Source organism: Cyanobium sp. ULC082 (assembly GCF_977927535.1).
Window position 1 is genome coordinate 1,112,658 of record NZ_OZ376398.1, and the last position, 13,905, is coordinate 1,126,562.

The following is a 13,905-nucleotide window of genomic DNA, read 5'->3' on the forward strand; positions in this document are numbered from 1 at the left end:
GCCGTGTTTCCTCATCCCAGTCCGAATCGTTGCCAGAGCAGGACCGCAAGCCTGAGTCCACTGAAGGCCACGAACCCGGCCAGGACGACGAACAGGCCCATCGATGCCACGGTGCGGATCCGTTCGTTCATGGCGGTGGTGCCGATCAAAGTGAATGACACCCATCCTCGGGCCTGAACGGCACGGTTCGGCAGGTGATTCAGCCGCGGCCGCGCCAGGCCAGCTTCGCTGCGCCGAGGGCTGAGGACAGGGCAGGCCTGTTGAGCACCGGCACGCCAAGGGCCTGCTGCCTGAGTTGGCGCCACTGGGGATTTCTGGCCCCACCGCCCAGGCTGATCACCCGTCGGATCGGCGGGGCGCCCAGCTCCCTGAGACGCTGCCACCCCTGGGCTTCAATCATGGCCAGACCCTCCAGCAGCCCCTGAAGGTAGAGCGCGTCGCTGACGGGCCTGGGCCCCAGGATCGGCTCCAGGCCTGGGTCGTCGATCGGGAATCTCTCTCCGTTTGCCGGCAGGGGACGCAGGTTCAGACCGCTGGGACGCTTGGAATCGATCTGGCGGCTCAGCGCCAGAAGCTGGTGATCGCTGAAAAAGCGACGCAGCACTCCTGCCCCGGCGTTGGAGGCTCCCCCCAGCAGCCACCGTCCACCGATTCGATGGCAGCTCACCCCGGGCGCCTCGATCGGATCAGAAACGAACTGCTTGAGCACCAGGGTGGTACCGAGAACGGTGATTCCATCGCCATCCCTTGGGTCGGCGGCCAGCACGGCGGCATTCGCGTCGGTGGTGCCTGCCACCACCCTGCAGTCGAGAGGCAGGTCCAGCTCCTTGCCGGCGAGAGGGCTCAAGGGACCGAGCTGGCTCCCACTGGGCACCAGTTGGGGCAGGGCGGCGCTCCAGGGCTGGTGGCTGATGCTCCCCTGCCAACTTCCCGTCAGCAGATTCCAGCCCAGACGCAGGTTGTTACCTTCCTCGCCCCAGCGCCAATGGCCAAGCAGCCAGCCCATCAGCCAATCGGCCTGATGGCGCAGCAGGATCGGTTCACCCCAGCCCTGGCTCAGCAGCCGAAGTGCCCGGGCCAGGCTGCTGCTGGGGCTTGCTGCCAGGCTTCCTCCCGGCACCAGGGCCAGAAGGGCTTCCGCTTGCTCCGGACAGGCGAGGGCATAGGACAAAGCTTCGCCAAGACTGGAGCCATCGGGTCGACAGGCCAGCAGCGTGCCTGACGTGCCGTCCAGACAGATCGCACCAACCTGCTGGCGAAGGCCACTGGAAAGGCTGAGCACCAGTGCCTTGAGGCCGATCAGCCAGCCGATTGGATCGCTGAAGGCGCGTGGGTAAGCACAGGACCGTTCAGCTCCAGCGATGGGTTTGCCCCGGCCATCCACGAGGGCAAGGCGCAACCCACTTGTGCCGAAGTCGATGCCCAGGGCCAATCTCCCAGCTGCCAGGGGCGGGGCGGGCGTTGATTCAGGGCAAGGGGGACAATCGGCAGCAGCCTGATCAGGCAGCACTCCCTGCGGCAACCCGTCCGGAGGTGGCTTGACGCAGCATGGTGGCGGTGGCCTCCACGTTTTCCCAGGGCAGATTCAAGTCGCCACGGCCGAAATGGCCGTAGGCAGCCACATCCTGATAGAAGCGCCCGCCCCGTTCGCCAGGCAGGGTACGCAGCCCGAACGACTCGATGATGGCGCCGGGGCGCAGATCGAAATGCTCCTGGACAAGGGCGGTGAGGTCGTCGTCGGCGAGCTTGCCGGTGCCGAAGCTCTGCACCAGGATGCTGACCGGCCGCGCAACGCCGATGGCGTAGCTCAACTGCACTTCCACCCTGTTGGCGAGCCCAGCAGCCACCAGGCTTTTGGCCACGTGGCGGGCGGCATAGGCAGCGGAGCGATCCACCTTGGTGGGATCTTTGCCTGAGAAAGCCCCGCCGCCGTGCCGGGCTGTGCCGCCATAGGTGTCGACGATGATCTTGCGGCCGGTGAGACCGGCATCACCCTGGGGCCCCCCCACCACGAACTTGCCGGTGGGGTTGACCAGAAAACGGGTGGAGGCTCGATCCGGCTGGATCGCCAGATCCGCAGTGGCAGGTTCAACCACGTGAACCCAGAGGTCGTTGGCAATCCGCTGGCGGATCCCGGCTTCATCGCTGATGCCATCAATCTCAGCCACGTGCTGGGTGGAAATCAGCAGGGTGTCGATTGCTACGGGTTGATCGTTCTCATAAACAACGCTCACCTGGGTTTTCCCATCGGGCAGAAGATAGGGAAGGGTGCCGTTGTGGCGAACTTCGGCCAGGCTGCGGGCCAGGCGGTGGGCCAGGCTGATGGGCAGTGGCATCAGTTCAGGGGTTTCGTCGCAGGCGAATCCGAACATGATCCCTTGGTCGCCTGCTCCCACCTTGTCAAGTGGATCGCCGTCGTGGTCGTCGGCCTCGTCCACACCCTGGGCAATGTCCGGGGATTGCTGATCCATCGCCACCAGCACGGCGCAGCTGTGGGCATCGAAGCCGCCGGCCCGGGCACCGCTGTAGCCGATTTCTTCGATCACACCTCTGGCCAGGGTTGTGAAGTCCACCTTGGCGGTGGTGCTCACTTCGCCTGTGAGCAGACACAGACCGGTGTTGACGACCGTTTCACAGGCGACTCGACTGAGTGGATCCACACTGAGAATCGCATCGAGAACAGCATCGCTGATCTGATCGCAGATCTTGTCGGGGTGGCCTTCCGTTACCGATTCAGACGTGAAAACGTAGCGGCCCATTCCTGAATCTTGCGGGGTGGATTGGCGTGGAGCCTATCCCAGATTCACGGCCAGGAACGGTGAAACCTGCCAGGTTTGGATCTGCAAACCCTCAGCTCACGGTGAGCTCCGACCAATGATCGATCAGGGGGTGCCCAGCGGCCAGGACTGGTTTGTTGGCCCAGCCGGCGGTGTAGCCGAGGGCATGGGGCAGGCCGGCGGCGACAGCCATGCTCAGGTCGCTGTTGGAGTCACCAATCAGGGCGCTGGCCGCAGGGTTGACTCCCAGCTGGGAGCAGAAGCGCAGAACGGCTACGGGATCCGGTTTGGTGGGGTGGTGATCGGCGCTCCAGATGCCGCGGATGTGGTGGGCGAGGCCATGGGCGGCAAGAAAGCTCTCAATGCCGTGGGTTTGGTCGTTGCTGATCACTCCGAGGATGACGCCAGCCTGATCGAGATCTGCGAGAAGACGGCCCAGCCCGGCGGTGGTGGGGGCGACAGTTCGTGCTGTCGCCAGCCCGCCGCCGGGATCGGCTTCCGCTTCCGTGCCGCTGAACACTGCTTCGCTGTGGCTGAGGGCTTCAGGCCAGCCGCAGCCCACCTGGGAGAAGGCTGTGGCGGTGGCGATCAGGTTGTGGAATCTGCTGGCCACCGCCGTGATGCCGGCGGGATCGAGTTGCTCTCCTTTGAGGCCATAGGCCCGAATGAGCAGATCCCGCAGCGAGGGGCGGCGTTCCATGCCCACCCTTTCCAGGCATGCCAGCAGTCTTGATTGAGCAAGGCGCGCCAGGTTTGGTTCGCTGTGGCTCAGGGTGCCGTCCTTGTCAAACAGAACGGCTTCGATGGTGCCCAGCGGAACGCCGCGCAGCAGAAGCTGGGCCATGGGAGGAAATCAGAGCAGGACTCAATCGAGGGTGACACCCATCGGTTCAGTTTCAGCCTGCTCAAGCAGCATCTGCTTGTAACGGGCGGCCATCTCTTCGGCTTTGTCGAACACCTTCTGGGGATCGGTGAGCATGTCGCCGGGTTCCGGTTCGAGAGCTTTGGTGGAGAGGGAGATGCGGCCCCGCTCGGCGTCGAGGTCGATGATCATCACCTTCATCTGATCGTTCACATTGAGCACCGTATGTGGTGTCTCGATGTGCTCGTGGCTGATCTCGGAGATGTGCAGCAGGCCGCTGACGCCGCCGATGTCGATGAAGGCGCCATAGGGTTTGATGCCCCGTACGGTGCCGATCACCACCTCGCCGACCTCGAGCCGGTTCATCTTCCGCTCCACCAGGGCGCGGCGATGGCTGAGCACCAGACGGTTGCGCTCCTCGTCCACCTCCAGGAATTTGAGGGGCAGGAAGTCGGCCACGAGATCTTCCTTCGGCTTGCGCGTGCTGATGTGGCTGCCGGGGATGAAGCCGCGCAATCCTTCCACCCGCACCAGGGCACCGCCGCGGTTGGTGGCGAACACCTCGCTGTAGATGGTGGCGTCTTCCTTCTGGAGCTGACGCACGCGCTCCCAGGCCCGCTGATACTCGATGCGTCGGATCGAAAGCGTGAGCTGGCCGTCTTCGTTTTCTTCGCTGAGGATGAAGAATTCGCGGATCTCGCCGGGCTCCAGCACATCGCTGAGGTTCTCCACCCGGTTGATCGAGACCTCCTGCAGAGGCATGAAGGCGGCCGTCTTGGCGCCGATGTCGATCATGGCGCCCTTGGGTTCCATGGCGAACACGGTTCCGTTCACCACATCGCCGGGCTTGAAGTTGTAGTCGTACTTGCTGAGCAGGGAGGCGAATTCTTCGAGCGTGAAGCCGGCGTTCTCAAAATCCCTCGGAACGGCACGGCTGGCTGGATCGTCAGCGGTGGGGACCTCTTCCAGGATGTCAAGGTCAAAGTCAGCTGCTTCTGGAGCGAGATCGCTGACGGCCTCGGTGCTGCTGATCTCGGAAGGGGTCACGGTCATGAAGGAAAGGCGGCCTGCCTTGGGCAGAACGAAGGAGAGATGCAACTGCCCGCCGACAGAACGCATCCGATCCAAGATCATACAAAAGCGGCCTCCGCCTGGCTAAAAAGCCTGGGCGGGGGATCTGGACGCAGCCGCTGTCAGTTCACGACAGCAAGGCTTGGGGCGTTGCCATCACCCCGCTGACGGGAGTTGCGCCGGCTGAGCCCCTCAAGCGTGGCGACGAAGTCGTTGATGCCCTGAAACTGGCGATAGACCGAGGCAAAACGCACGTAGGCCACCTCACTCATCTCGCTGAGCTGGAGCAGAACAAGCTCACCGATTTCACTGCTGCTCACTTCGCGACCACTGCGCTGTTGGAGTTGCAGTTCGATCTCATCGACGACCATCTGCAGCCGGAGCGGCTCCAAGCCTGTCTTTTCACAGGCTCTCAGCAAGCCGTGCAGCAGTTTGGAACGGTTGAACAGCTCTCTGACCCCGTTCCGTTTGACCACGGTGATGGGCACTGTTTCAACCCGTTCATAGGTGGTGAAGCGAAATTCACAGTTCAGGCATTCACGTCGCCGACGCACACTTCTGCCGCTGTCGGCGGAGCGGGACTCAAGCACCCGGCTGTCGGTGTGTTGGCAGGAGGGACATTGCATCCCACGGGTACCCAAACAGTTTCAATCCAGTGTAAACAGTAACGCCTGAAATGAGAAGAGTTGCGCCGCAACCGATCTGGATGTTCATCGCGCCGGCTGAGTGGCTTGTTGGCAGCGGTTTCAAGCAAAAAGCCCCCCCTTGCCGATGCAGGGGGGGCTGAGGGCTGGCTCACCAGCCCGAGGTCACTTGCCGATCTTCGGGGGATCGCGGAAGGCGATCGCGAAGAAGAGTGTGGCCAGGGCCAGCGTGAGGATGAGGATGTAGGCGAAGCTCTCCATCAGGAATCTCCGGGAGTGAAAGGATCAGCTGATCGTGCTGCTGCCAGAGGGCGTGGCTGTCTGGGCGGTACGGCGAGTGGTTCGATCGCCCAGCTTCTGGAAGAGGCCGAACTCAATCTGCTCGCCCAGGTCGGGATCGATCCCGGCGAACACATCTCGGTAAAGGGTGCGGGCACCATGCCAGATGTGGCCGAAGAAGAAGAGCAGAGCGAACGTGGCATGCCCGAAGGTGAACCACCCCCTTGGCGAACTGCGGAAGGTTCCATCGGAGTGGTAGGTGGTGCGATCGAATTCGAAGGCCTCACCCAGCTGGGCCTTGCGGGCCAGGCGTTTGACGGCAGCTGGATCGGTGAAGGTCTGGCCGTTGAGCGCTCCCCCATAGACCGTGGCTGTCACACCGGTTTGCTCGAAGGAATACTTCGCTTCTGCCCGCCTGAAGGGGATGTCCGCTCGGACGATGCCCTGGCTGTCTTCAAGAACAACGGGGAAGTTCTCGAAGAAGTTGGGAAGGCGGCGCACCTGAAGATCACGGCCGTCCTTGTCGGTGAAGCTGATGTGGCCCAGCCAGCCGGTGGGCAGGCCATCGCCATTCACCATCGGACCAACCCGGAACAGACCTCCCTTGGCAGGGCTGTTGCCGACATAGTCGAAGAAGGCGAGCTTCTCAGGAATGGAGCCGTAAGCCTCTGCCTTGGAAGCTCCGTTCTCGAGGGCCGTTGCCACACGACGATTGATTTCGGTTCTGAAATAGCCCTGATCCCATTGGTAGCGGGTTGGACCGAACAGCTCAACGGGGGTGGCCGCTGAGCCGTACCACATGGTTCCAGCCACGATGAAGGCTGCAAAAAACACCGCGGCGATGGCGCTGGCCAGGACTGTTTCGATGTTGCCCATGCGCAGAGCCTTGTAAAGGCGTTCCGGCGGACGGGTGGTGATGTGAAAAATGCCCGCGATGATCCCGACGATGCCGGCCGCGATGTGGTGGGCGACGATCCCTCCAGGGTTGAAGGGGTTGAAGCCTTCAGGGCCCCACGATGGTTGGACGGGCTCCAGATGGCCGGTGATGCCATAGGGGTCAGAGACCCACATGCCCGGTCCGAACACACCAGTGAGGTGGAAAGCACCGAAGCCGAAGCAGCCAAGGCCGGCAAGCAGCAGGTGGATGCCGAAGATCTTGGGGAGATCCAGGGCGGGTTCACCGGTGCGGGGGTCCTGCCAGATCTCGAGATCCCAGTAGGTCCAGTGCCAGATGGCGGCAAGGAACAGCAGGCCACTGAAAACGATGTGGGCGGCAGCTACCCCTTCAAAACTCCAGAAGCCAGGATCGACGCCGGTTTCTCCGGTGACGCTCCAGCCCCCCCAGCTGCCTGTGACGCCGAGGCGGGACATGAAGGGCATGACGAACATGCCCTGGCGCCACATCGGGTTCAGAACAGGGTCGGATGGATCAAAAATCGCGAGCTCATAGAGCGCCATGGAGCCGGCCCAGCCGGCGACCAGAGCGGTGTGCATGAGGTGCACGGCCAGAAGGCGGCCCGGGTCGTTGATCACGACCGTGTGCACCCGATACCAGGGCAATCCCATGGGGGTAAGGTCCGGGGAACAAACAGCTGCCGCGGCCAGGGCCAAGGCAATGGACGATCGATGGGATCGATCCGTTGGCTGATGGTAAGGGGTTGGGGCTGCGCAAGGTGGATGCCTCGCAGAGCTGAAATGAGCCGTGACGCTTGATTCAGGCGGGAAGCGGGGTTCGATCCGATTGATCACAGCGCAGTTACAAAACGCAACTCCGTCTTTCACAATGGGACCTGCCCTTCAGGAAGCTCCATGCCCGTCATCCGTTTTGTGCGTGAAGGTTGCGATGTGGAGTGTTTTCCGGGAGAGAACCTTCGAGACGTGGCCCTGCGCTCCGGCGTCGAGCTGTATGGCCTGAAGGGAAAACTCGGCAACTGCAGTGGGTGCGGTCAGTGCATCACCTGTTTCGTGGGCGTCGCCGACAACCTCACAGGGCCGCCCGCCCTGAGTGCCTTGACTCCTGTCGAGCAGCGAAAGCTTCGCGGTCGGCCTCGCGGTTGGCGGTTGGCCTGTCAGGCGATGGTGGAGCACTCCCTTGTTGTGCTGACAAGGCCCCAGCTGGGCTGGGCCCAGGGAGAAGGGCTGCTGGCGGCCGCTGCTGAGGCCCCGCTGCCTGCCGGTCCGATCGCCTGGCCGACTCCGCCTGAGGATCCGGCCGCAGAGACCGAGCAATCCGCAACGGCCGATGAAGCGGGAACGGATGGGCCGATTGCCGGTGATACGGTCCGGTGATTCCCGTACCTACCGATGGAAACCAACGATCTCGGTTTCGTGGCCAGCCTGCTGTTCGTGCTGGTTCCGGCGGTTTTTCTGATCATCCTCTACATCCAGACCAGCAGCCGTCAGCAGGGTTGAGGCCCGGCCGCCTCCCTGCTCAGCGGCCCCTTTCTGGTTCCCGCACCAGCAGCACAGGCGCCGGAGCATGGACCCGGATGTAGTCACTGACCGAGCTGCCCAGCAGTCGATCGATATCGACCAGGCTTTTTGCCACCAGAGGTCGCCTGTCCTGGGAAGCAATCACCAGAAGATCGGCGTTGAATTCCTTGGCGGCCAGGCAAACGCCCCTGCCGATGTCGCCGGAGCGATGCACGCCGTTCAGCTCCACGCCGAAGCTGCGGGCTTTCTGAACAGCCTTCTCCAGGACTTCGTCAGCGGGGCTCCTGCCGCCCCGGCTCGGAGCAATGTCCTGGCGGGTGATGTGGATCCCGGTGAGTGTGCCGCCTGGGATCTCACGGACCAGTTCGCAGGCGATGCGCAGGGCGTCTTCCCCCACGCCGGTTCCATCGATCGTGACCAGCAACCTGTTCACATGGCGAACGTAAAGGTCATCGCGCACCAGCAGCATCGGTCGGGTGGCCAGCTGAAACACGTATTGACTGGAGCTGTTGGCGAGGATCGACTGCAGTCGTCCAAGGCCCCTGGACCCCATCACGATCAGATCAGCATTGAGCTCATCAGCCACCTTGAGCACGGTCTGCTTGGTGTCACCCTGTCGGATGATCGCGTTCACATCGCCGGGGTTGAGCCCAAGCCGCTGGATGGCCTCGGCCACCAGCCCCGCGGCCCGTTGCCAGTGGTCCTGGAAATCCTCACCGGCCTGTTCGGTCACAACATGAAGGATGTTGAGCCGAGCCTGCTGGAAGCTGGGAAGGTCGCGCAGCATGCGCACCATCTCCTCCACGTGGCCCTTGCCGGAGTCGGCGATCAAAAGGTTGCGAAACACGAGGCTGTCGCGGTTCTGCAGCAGCCTATGGCGCAGCAGCGATCCTCGTCCGCAAGGCCGGAGAGGTCGTAATGGACCAACAGCCCGGCCGAATGGGGTGGTGTCTCCGTCGGCGCGTTCTGCCACAGCACACCGACCATGCCGGCGTGATGTGGCATGGGGCCTACCTCGGCTGGCTGGAGGAGGCGAGGGTGGAGGCCCTGGCCGCTGCCGGGCTGGCCTATGCCGATCTCGCCGCCAGGGGGCTGGAGTTGCCGGTGGTGTCGCTGTCGATCAACTATCGACAGGCCCTGCGCCACGGGGACGCCGTGGAGCTCTGGAGCGTGATTGAACCCCGGCGGCGGATCCGGCTTCGATGGTGCAGCCGTTTTCTCGGCCCCATGGGTGCTCTGGCGGCGGAGGCAACGGTGGACCTGGTTCTGCTGGATCTGGGCCGGGGTGGCTCGCGGCGGCTGGTGCGCACGTTCCCGCCTGACCTGGAAGCGGCGCTGGAGCAGTTGCTTGAGACGCAGGCCGCATCAGACTGATTGCCTTAGTACATTTGTACTGAAGTTCACGCAGGTGCCTTGGGCGATCTCGTTGTTGGAGCGTTCCCGCTGAAGGCCACGGGGGAGACCGTCGTCGGGCGGCAAAGCGATCGCTCCCCCTGGTCTGATCGGCGGCGGGGCTGGTGGTTGCTTTGGTGCGGCTGCCCAGGCCTTGGCTGGAGGCGGCTTCAGCAGCTCGAAGCTGCCTTTGGCGGCCTGGCGATGGCGTGGGACGCCTCCCCGGCGCGATTGGCTCGTCTCACCGGTTTTGGCCCTGTGCTGCTGAATCGCATCGAGATCCATCGCCGTCGCTGGGGTCCCGATCCATGGGGAGGAGCCGGTCCGTCACTCCCTGGTTCTCGGCGGGTGCTCCTTCCCGGTGATCCGGCCAATCCCCCCGCTCTGGCCCGGTTAGAGCGCCCACCCCTCGGCTTGTACTGGCGGGGGCGCGGCAGCCTCTGGCCCCAGCTTCGTCGCCGCCGGGCCATTGCCGTGGTGGGTACCAGGCGGCCATCCCCGCACGGCATCTCGATGGCGCAGGCGCTTGGCAGGGCTCTGGCTGAGGCGGGCTGGCCGGTGGTCAGCGGTCTGGCCGAGGGGATCGATGCGGCCGTTCACCGAGGCTGCCTGGATCGTGGCGGCCGGCCGGTGGCGGTGCTCGGCACACCGTTGCAGCGCATCTATCCCCGCCATCACGGTCCCCTTCAGGCCGAGGTCGGCAGCAGGGGTTTGCTGATCAGCGAGCAGGCTCCCGGGGCCGCTGTCCAGCGTGGGCATTTCGCTGCCCGCAATCGATTGCTGGTGGCGTTCGCTCAGGCCGTCGTCGTGGTCGAGTGTCCCCACAGCAGTGGCGCCCTCCATTCCGCTGATCTCGCCTGGCAGGAGGGCCTGCCGCTCTGGGTGGTGCCGGGCGATGCGGGCAAGGCTTCTGCCGCCGGCAGCAACCGTCTGCTGGTGCGGGGGGCCACCCCGTTGCTCGAGCCCGCCGATCTGATCCGTCAGCTTGGCGGAGGTCCGCTTGCCCCGATCGCCGATCCGGCACGCTGTTTCATCCCTGCCGCTTCGGCCGATTCCCCCTCGGATCAGGATCTGCTGGCCACTCTCGGGGCGGGCGCGTCCCTTGAGGAGCTCGGCGGGGCGTTGGGGCTTTCGGTGGCCGAGCTCTCCACTCGCTTGCTGGGCCTTGAGCTGGCCGGGCGGATCAGGGCGGAGCCGGGCCTCTGCTGGCGGCCGATCTGAAGGTCGTTTTCTAGGCTTCGGCGAAATCCTGAGGCATCGTTGCGGCGTGCACGCATCCGCTGAAGAAACCCTTTCTGGAGCCGGTCTGTTGGCCTGGCGCCGTGCCCTGCTGCTCCAGGGTGGCCTTGCCGCAAACTTCGACTGGTTGCTGGATCTGGCTGGCGGGCTCGACGGGCCAGCGCGTCAACGGCTGTGGTTGGATCCCCACCAGCCTGTCCCTCTGCATCGCAGCCGGGCTGATCTTGAGGCTCTCTGGTTCCGGCATCGGCGTGATCACACACCTCTCCAGTACCTGGTGGGGCGCTGTCCATGGCGCGATTTTGATGTTCAGGTCGGCCCTGGTGTGCTGATCCCCCGCCCGGAAACCGAGCAGCTGATCGATCTGGCCGTGGAGGCGATGGGGCCAGCAGCGCTGAAGGCCCCCCTCCGCTGGGCCGACCTGGGCACCGGATCCGGCTGCCTGGCCCTGGCCTTGTCCAGGCTGCTCCCAGCCAGCAGGGGTGTGGCCGTGGATTTCAGCGCGGCGGCACTCCTCCAGGCTGAAGCGAACCTGCAGGCGGCCGACCTGCTGCACCGCGTTGACCTCAGGGAGGGCTGCTGGTGGTCTCCGTTGGAACCTCTTGACGGTGGGCTGGATCTGGTGGTCAGCAATCCGCCCTACATCCCGTCCCCGTTGCTGCCTTGTCTCGATCCTGTCGTCCGTCTTCACGAGCCCTGGCTAGCCCTGGACGGTGGCGAGGATGGTCTGGAGGCCTTGAGGCAGATCATTCAGAGCGCGGGGCGGGCTCTGGCCCCGGGGGGATGGTTGCTGTTGGAGCATCACCACGACCAGGGCGAATCGGTCCGGGGCCTGTTGGCGGCCGCAGGGCTCGAGCAGGTGGGCTCCCACCAGGATCTCGAGGGCCGTTGTCGGTTCAGTGGCGCCCGCCACGGCGAAGTTCCCTCTGCCTGCTATCGATGAATCCTCCAGTCGATCTTGAACGGGATGGGCGGTTGCTGGATGGGCCCAGCCTGGCCGCCGCCCTGGCTGCCGGTTCAGCGGCCCTTTTCCCCACCGACACCTTGCCCGCCCTGGCCTGCCTTCCCGCCACGGCCAGTCAGCTCTGGGAGCTCAAAGGCCGGCCCATGCAGAAGCCGCTGATCCTGATGGGCGCTGAACCGGAAGCCCTGTTTGCCGCATTGGCCTTGCCTGTGCTGCCTGCCTGGCGATCGATGGCGGCCCACTGCTGGCCCGGTGCCGTAACCCTCGTGCTGCCAGCACAGGGCGCCATCGTGGCGGCGCTGCAGCCTGAGGGCCCCGCCGCGGGCGCCAGCCTTGGGCTGCGGATTCCTGCCTGTGGCGCTGCCCTTGCCCTGCTGGAGCGAACAGGCCCTCTGGCCACCACCAGCGCCAACCGATCCGCTCAGCCGCCCTGCCTGGATGCAGCTTCAGCGGCAGCGACCTTCCCCTCCCTGCCTCTGCTCGCGCCGGTTCCCTGGCCCGTCGTTCTGGGGGAGGCCAGCACGGTGATTCGTTGGAATGGCGAAAACGATTGGCAGGTGTTGCGTGCCGGTGCTGTGATTCCTGAAGGCTGCCGCCCCTAGGCCGCCGTTGCCCACGTCCCGGTGCGCCCATGCTTGAGCTCTGCCTGATGATTGCGGTGCTCTTCACTGTTTTTCATGGGGTGATCGAGCCCCTGATTCAGTGGGGAACACCCCTGTTTGAGCTGCGTGGCTGGATCTGGCTCCCTCTCCTGCTGGCGGGATGGTCGCTCGCGGGCCAGCGCCGTTGAGCGGGCCAACCCATGCAGGGCCGCTTCAGCTGCGCTGCCAGTCGTCGGGAGGATCGGGCTGATCGTTGCCACTCAGGGAGGGGAACGTGGCCCTGACCAGGGCCAGCAGATTGCTGCGAACAGTCGCTCGGAAGGATCTGGCGGCTTCAGCGTCCAGGACGGGATAGTCCTCCTGAGGGCCTGCAGTCGCGGCTGATCGGATCGACTTCCAGCTCGTTTTGCCTGTTTGCCGGAGAACCTCCAGCGGGGCCTCGAAGTCGTAGGTGAGGATTCGGGCTTGTGCTGCCGCTTCGCTCACCCATTGCTCCCGGGCGGGAATGAAGAGCTTGGCCTTGTGGGTGTCGGCCAATCCGAGCACCGGTTCGAAGTAGTCGAGCGCGCGCAGTTCCTCTTCCAGGAGGATCGGCCAGGCGCCCTGTTCACCAGCCTCAATGCCGGCCACAGCTCCAGGCTGTGTCATGGCTTCAAGATGGAAAGCGAGCCAGCGGTAGTGCGATTTTTCCTGGGTGGTCTTCTTCTGGGAGCCTCCTTGGCCGCTGGCGACCCGTTTGGGAAGCTCGCTTTCAGCTTTTCTGAGGAATCCCCGCTCTTCGGGATCAAGGTTGATGGCTCCCCAGCGCTGCCTGTATTCCCAGAGCCGCTCGTACTGGCTGATGGCCTCTGCGGGCCAGCCCAGAGCCTTCAACTCAACCGCACGACTCTCCTGGACTTTGATCAAAAGAGGGATATCCGTAGCAATCAACAGCCTAGATGGACCCTGCTGCACAACCCCAAGCCGGCTAACGGATTTGAACCGATGGCCTTCGCTTTACAAAAGCGCTGCTCTACCACTGAGCTAAGCCGGCAAGGCACGAGCTTATCGCTCGCCGAGGGCCCAGAGCAGCAGCTGGCTGCGGTTGCTGCAAGCCGTTTTGGCCAGCAGCTGCGACACATGACTCTCGACCGTCCGGGGGCTCAACACCAAGGCTGCGGCGATCGCCTTGTTGCTCAGCCCGTGGCGCAGGTGCTCCAGGACTCTCAGCTCGGCCGGGCTGAGGCAGGTGGGGGCTGGGAGCTGGGCCATGGCTGGGTGAGCAGACTTCAGCCAGGGTTCCCAGCTTTCGTTCCACTGGTTCGCTCGGGTGGCCATGCCAGCGGATTTGCCAGTGGATTTGCTCAGGCAGAGGCGACTGAGGCTGGCAATGGTGTGGTGCGGGCCCGCTTGATCGGCAGGTTGGCCACCAGCGCCGTGACCCGATCCTCGGTTTCCAGGCTCACATCACCCTCTTCCAGGTCGATTTCCACGTAACGCGAAACCACCTCGAGGATTTCGCGGCGCATCTGCTCGAGCAGTTCAGGGTTGAGGTCGCTGCGGTCGTGGGCCAGCACGAGTTGCAGACGCTGCCGCGCTGTGGTGGCACTGGCCGCCTGGCGGCCCAGGAGTTTGTCGATGAAATCGCGCAGGGTCATCACGG

At 64.3% G+C, this 13,905-nt stretch carries 19 protein-coding genes and 1 tRNA gene; 7 read left to right on the top strand and 13 right to left on the bottom strand.

Annotation, left to right across the window (positions count from 1 at the left end):
- Positions 1 to 11: 11 nt before the first annotated feature.
- The 8 genes from ACXMDY_RS14930 to psbB form a co-directional block, all read right to left on the bottom strand.
- Positions 12 to 161, bottom strand: a complete 150-nt coding sequence (locus tag ACXMDY_RS14930; RefSeq protein ID WP_259731272.1) for a hypothetical protein — start codon at positions 159 to 161, stop codon at positions 12 to 14.
- 38 nt (positions 162 to 199) lie between these two features.
- A complete protein-coding gene (locus ACXMDY_RS14935; RefSeq protein ID WP_259703334.1) occupies positions 200 to 1,432 on the bottom strand; it encodes an FGGY-family carbohydrate kinase in 1,233 nt (410 codons plus the stop codon).
- A gap of 67 nt (positions 1,433 to 1,499) precedes the next feature.
- Entirely contained in the window at positions 1,500 to 2,759 is a 1,260-nt protein-coding gene (gene metK / locus ACXMDY_RS14940) for a methionine adenosyltransferase (protein ID WP_259703335.1), read from the bottom strand.
- 91 nt (positions 2,760 to 2,850) lie between these two features.
- Positions 2,851 to 3,621, bottom strand: a complete 771-nt coding sequence (locus ACXMDY_RS14945; RefSeq protein ID WP_259703336.1) for an HAD family hydrolase — start codon at positions 3,619 to 3,621, stop codon at positions 2,851 to 2,853.
- 21 nt (positions 3,622 to 3,642) lie between these two features.
- Positions 3,643 to 4,692 carry a 30S ribosomal protein S1 gene (locus ACXMDY_RS14950; RefSeq protein WP_259703337.1) on the bottom strand — a complete coding sequence of 350 codons (1,050 nt, stop codon included), beginning with the start codon at positions 4,690 to 4,692 and terminating at the stop codon, positions 3,643 to 3,645.
- A gap of 140 nt (positions 4,693 to 4,832) precedes the next feature.
- Positions 4,833 to 5,336 (bottom strand): transcriptional regulator NrdR, encoded by a 504-nt coding sequence (nrdR, locus tag ACXMDY_RS14955; RefSeq protein WP_259703338.1) that lies wholly within the window; start codon positions 5,334 to 5,336, stop codon positions 4,833 to 4,835.
- A 183-nt stretch (positions 5,337 to 5,519) separates the two neighbouring features.
- Complete coding sequence (locus ACXMDY_RS14960; protein ID WP_043368769.1) at positions 5,520 to 5,615, bottom strand: photosystem II reaction center protein T; 96 nt, start codon at positions 5,613 to 5,615, stop codon at positions 5,520 to 5,522.
- Between the two features lie 24 nt (positions 5,616 to 5,639).
- A complete protein-coding gene (psbB, locus tag ACXMDY_RS14965; protein ID WP_259703339.1) occupies positions 5,640 to 7,199 on the bottom strand; it encodes a photosystem II chlorophyll-binding protein CP47 in 1,560 nt (519 codons plus the stop codon).
- 243 nt (positions 7,200 to 7,442) lie between these two features.
- Between psbB and ACXMDY_RS14970 the strand changes: the two genes are divergently transcribed.
- Positions 7,443 to 7,922 (top strand): 2Fe-2S iron-sulfur cluster-binding protein, encoded by a 480-nt coding sequence (locus ACXMDY_RS14970; protein WP_259703340.1) that lies wholly within the window; start codon positions 7,443 to 7,445, stop codon positions 7,920 to 7,922.
- A gap of 15 nt (positions 7,923 to 7,937) precedes the next feature.
- On the top strand, positions 7,938 to 8,045 hold the full coding sequence (psbM, locus tag ACXMDY_RS14975) for a photosystem II reaction center protein PsbM (protein ID WP_255090228.1): 108 nt from the start codon (positions 7,938 to 7,940) through the stop codon (positions 8,043 to 8,045).
- A gap of 19 nt (positions 8,046 to 8,064) precedes the next feature.
- Here the strand turns inward: psbM and ACXMDY_RS14980 are convergent, their stop codons facing one another.
- On the bottom strand, positions 8,065 to 8,913 hold the full coding sequence (locus ACXMDY_RS14980) for a universal stress protein (protein WP_259703341.1): 849 nt from the start codon (positions 8,911 to 8,913) through the stop codon (positions 8,065 to 8,067).
- A gap of 92 nt (positions 8,914 to 9,005) precedes the next feature.
- On the opposite strand from ACXMDY_RS14980, the gene ACXMDY_RS14985 reads away from it, so the two are divergent.
- The 5 genes from ACXMDY_RS14985 to ACXMDY_RS15005 are packed head-to-tail and all read left to right on the top strand — an operon-like array spanning position 9,006 to position 12,451.
- Entirely contained in the window at positions 9,006 to 9,440 is a 435-nt protein-coding gene (locus tag ACXMDY_RS14985; protein ID WP_259703342.1) for an acyl-CoA thioesterase, read from the top strand.
- Between the two features lie 39 nt (positions 9,441 to 9,479).
- Positions 9,480 to 10,679, top strand: a complete 1,200-nt coding sequence (locus ACXMDY_RS14990; protein WP_259703343.1) for a DNA-processing protein DprA — start codon at positions 9,480 to 9,482, stop codon at positions 10,677 to 10,679.
- A 46-nt stretch (positions 10,680 to 10,725) separates the two neighbouring features.
- A complete protein-coding gene (prmC, locus tag ACXMDY_RS14995) occupies positions 10,726 to 11,640 on the top strand; it encodes a peptide chain release factor N(5)-glutamine methyltransferase (RefSeq protein WP_259703344.1) in 915 nt (304 codons plus the stop codon).
- Positions 11,637 to 12,263, top strand: coding sequence for an L-threonylcarbamoyladenylate synthase (locus tag ACXMDY_RS15000; protein ID WP_259703345.1), 627 nt, complete (start codon positions 11,637 to 11,639; stop codon positions 12,261 to 12,263). The genes prmC and ACXMDY_RS15000 overlap by 4 nt, the downstream gene beginning before the upstream one ends.
- Before the next feature lie 29 nt (positions 12,264 to 12,292).
- Complete coding sequence (locus tag ACXMDY_RS15005; protein WP_259703346.1) at positions 12,293 to 12,451, top strand: hypothetical protein; 159 nt, start codon at positions 12,293 to 12,295, stop codon at positions 12,449 to 12,451.
- A gap of 25 nt (positions 12,452 to 12,476) precedes the next feature.
- Here the strand turns inward: ACXMDY_RS15005 and ACXMDY_RS15010 are convergent, their stop codons facing one another.
- The 4 genes from ACXMDY_RS15010 to minE all read right to left on the bottom strand — a co-directional run bounded on the left by ACXMDY_RS15010 (position 12,477) and on the right by minE (position 13,900).
- Positions 12,477 to 12,911 (bottom strand): hypothetical protein, encoded by a 435-nt coding sequence (locus ACXMDY_RS15010; protein ID WP_311133960.1) that lies wholly within the window; start codon positions 12,909 to 12,911, stop codon positions 12,477 to 12,479.
- Positions 12,912 to 13,224: 313 nt separating this feature from the next.
- Positions 13,225 to 13,296: transfer RNA gene (locus ACXMDY_RS15015), tRNA-Thr, on the bottom strand.
- Positions 13,297 to 13,307: 11 nt separating this feature from the next.
- Positions 13,308 to 13,514: a response regulator transcription factor gene (locus ACXMDY_RS15020; protein WP_259703348.1), complete on the bottom strand. Its 207-nt coding sequence runs from the start codon at positions 13,512 to 13,514 to the stop codon at positions 13,308 to 13,310.
- A 92-nt stretch (positions 13,515 to 13,606) separates the two neighbouring features.
- The gene (gene minE / locus ACXMDY_RS15025) at positions 13,607 to 13,900 is read right to left on the bottom strand and encodes a cell division topological specificity factor MinE (protein ID WP_259703349.1); all 294 of its coding nucleotides are present in this window, start codon (positions 13,898 to 13,900) and stop codon (positions 13,607 to 13,609) included.
- Positions 13,901 to 13,905 lie beyond the last annotated feature (5 nt).

Coding starts and splice junctions, on each gene's coding strand:
- ACXMDY_RS14970 (WP_259703340.1), top strand. CDS start 7,443: ATGCCCGTCATCCGTTTTGTGCGTGAAGGTTGCGATGTGGAGTGTTTT.
- ACXMDY_RS14960 (WP_043368769.1), bottom strand. CDS start 5,615: ATGGAGAGCTTCGCCTACATCCTCATCCTCACGCTGGCCCTGGCCACA.
- nrdR (WP_259703338.1), bottom strand. CDS start 5,336: ATGCAATGTCCCTCCTGCCAACACACCGACAGCCGGGTGCTTGAGTCC.
- ACXMDY_RS14945 (WP_259703336.1), bottom strand. CDS start 3,621: ATGGCCCAGCTTCTGCTGCGCGGCGTTCCGCTGGGCACCATCGAAGCC.
- minE (WP_259703349.1), bottom strand. CDS start 13,900: ATGACCCTGCGCGATTTCATCGACAAACTCCTGGGCCGCCAGGCGGCC.
- psbM (WP_255090228.1), top strand. CDS start 7,938: ATGGAAACCAACGATCTCGGTTTCGTGGCCAGCCTGCTGTTCGTGCTG.
- metK (WP_259703335.1), bottom strand. CDS start 2,759: ATGGGCCGCTACGTTTTCACGTCTGAATCGGTAACGGAAGGCCACCCC.
- ACXMDY_RS14950 (WP_259703337.1), bottom strand. CDS start 4,692: ATGACCGTGACCCCTTCCGAGATCAGCAGCACCGAGGCCGTCAGCGAT.
- psbB (WP_259703339.1), bottom strand. CDS start 7,199: ATGGGATTGCCCTGGTATCGGGTGCACACGGTCGTGATCAACGACCCG.
- ACXMDY_RS14985 (WP_259703342.1), top strand. CDS start 9,006: ATGGGGTGGTGTCTCCGTCGGCGCGTTCTGCCACAGCACACCGACCAT.
- ACXMDY_RS15000 (WP_259703345.1), top strand. CDS start 11,637: ATGAATCCTCCAGTCGATCTTGAACGGGATGGGCGGTTGCTGGATGGG.
- ACXMDY_RS15005 (WP_259703346.1), top strand. CDS start 12,293: ATGCTTGAGCTCTGCCTGATGATTGCGGTGCTCTTCACTGTTTTTCAT.
- ACXMDY_RS15020 (WP_259703348.1), bottom strand. CDS start 13,514: ATGGCCCAGCTCCCAGCCCCCACCTGCCTCAGCCCGGCCGAGCTGAGA.
- ACXMDY_RS15010 (WP_311133960.1), bottom strand. CDS start 12,911: ATGACACAGCCTGGAGCTGTGGCCGGCATTGAGGCTGGTGAACAGGGC.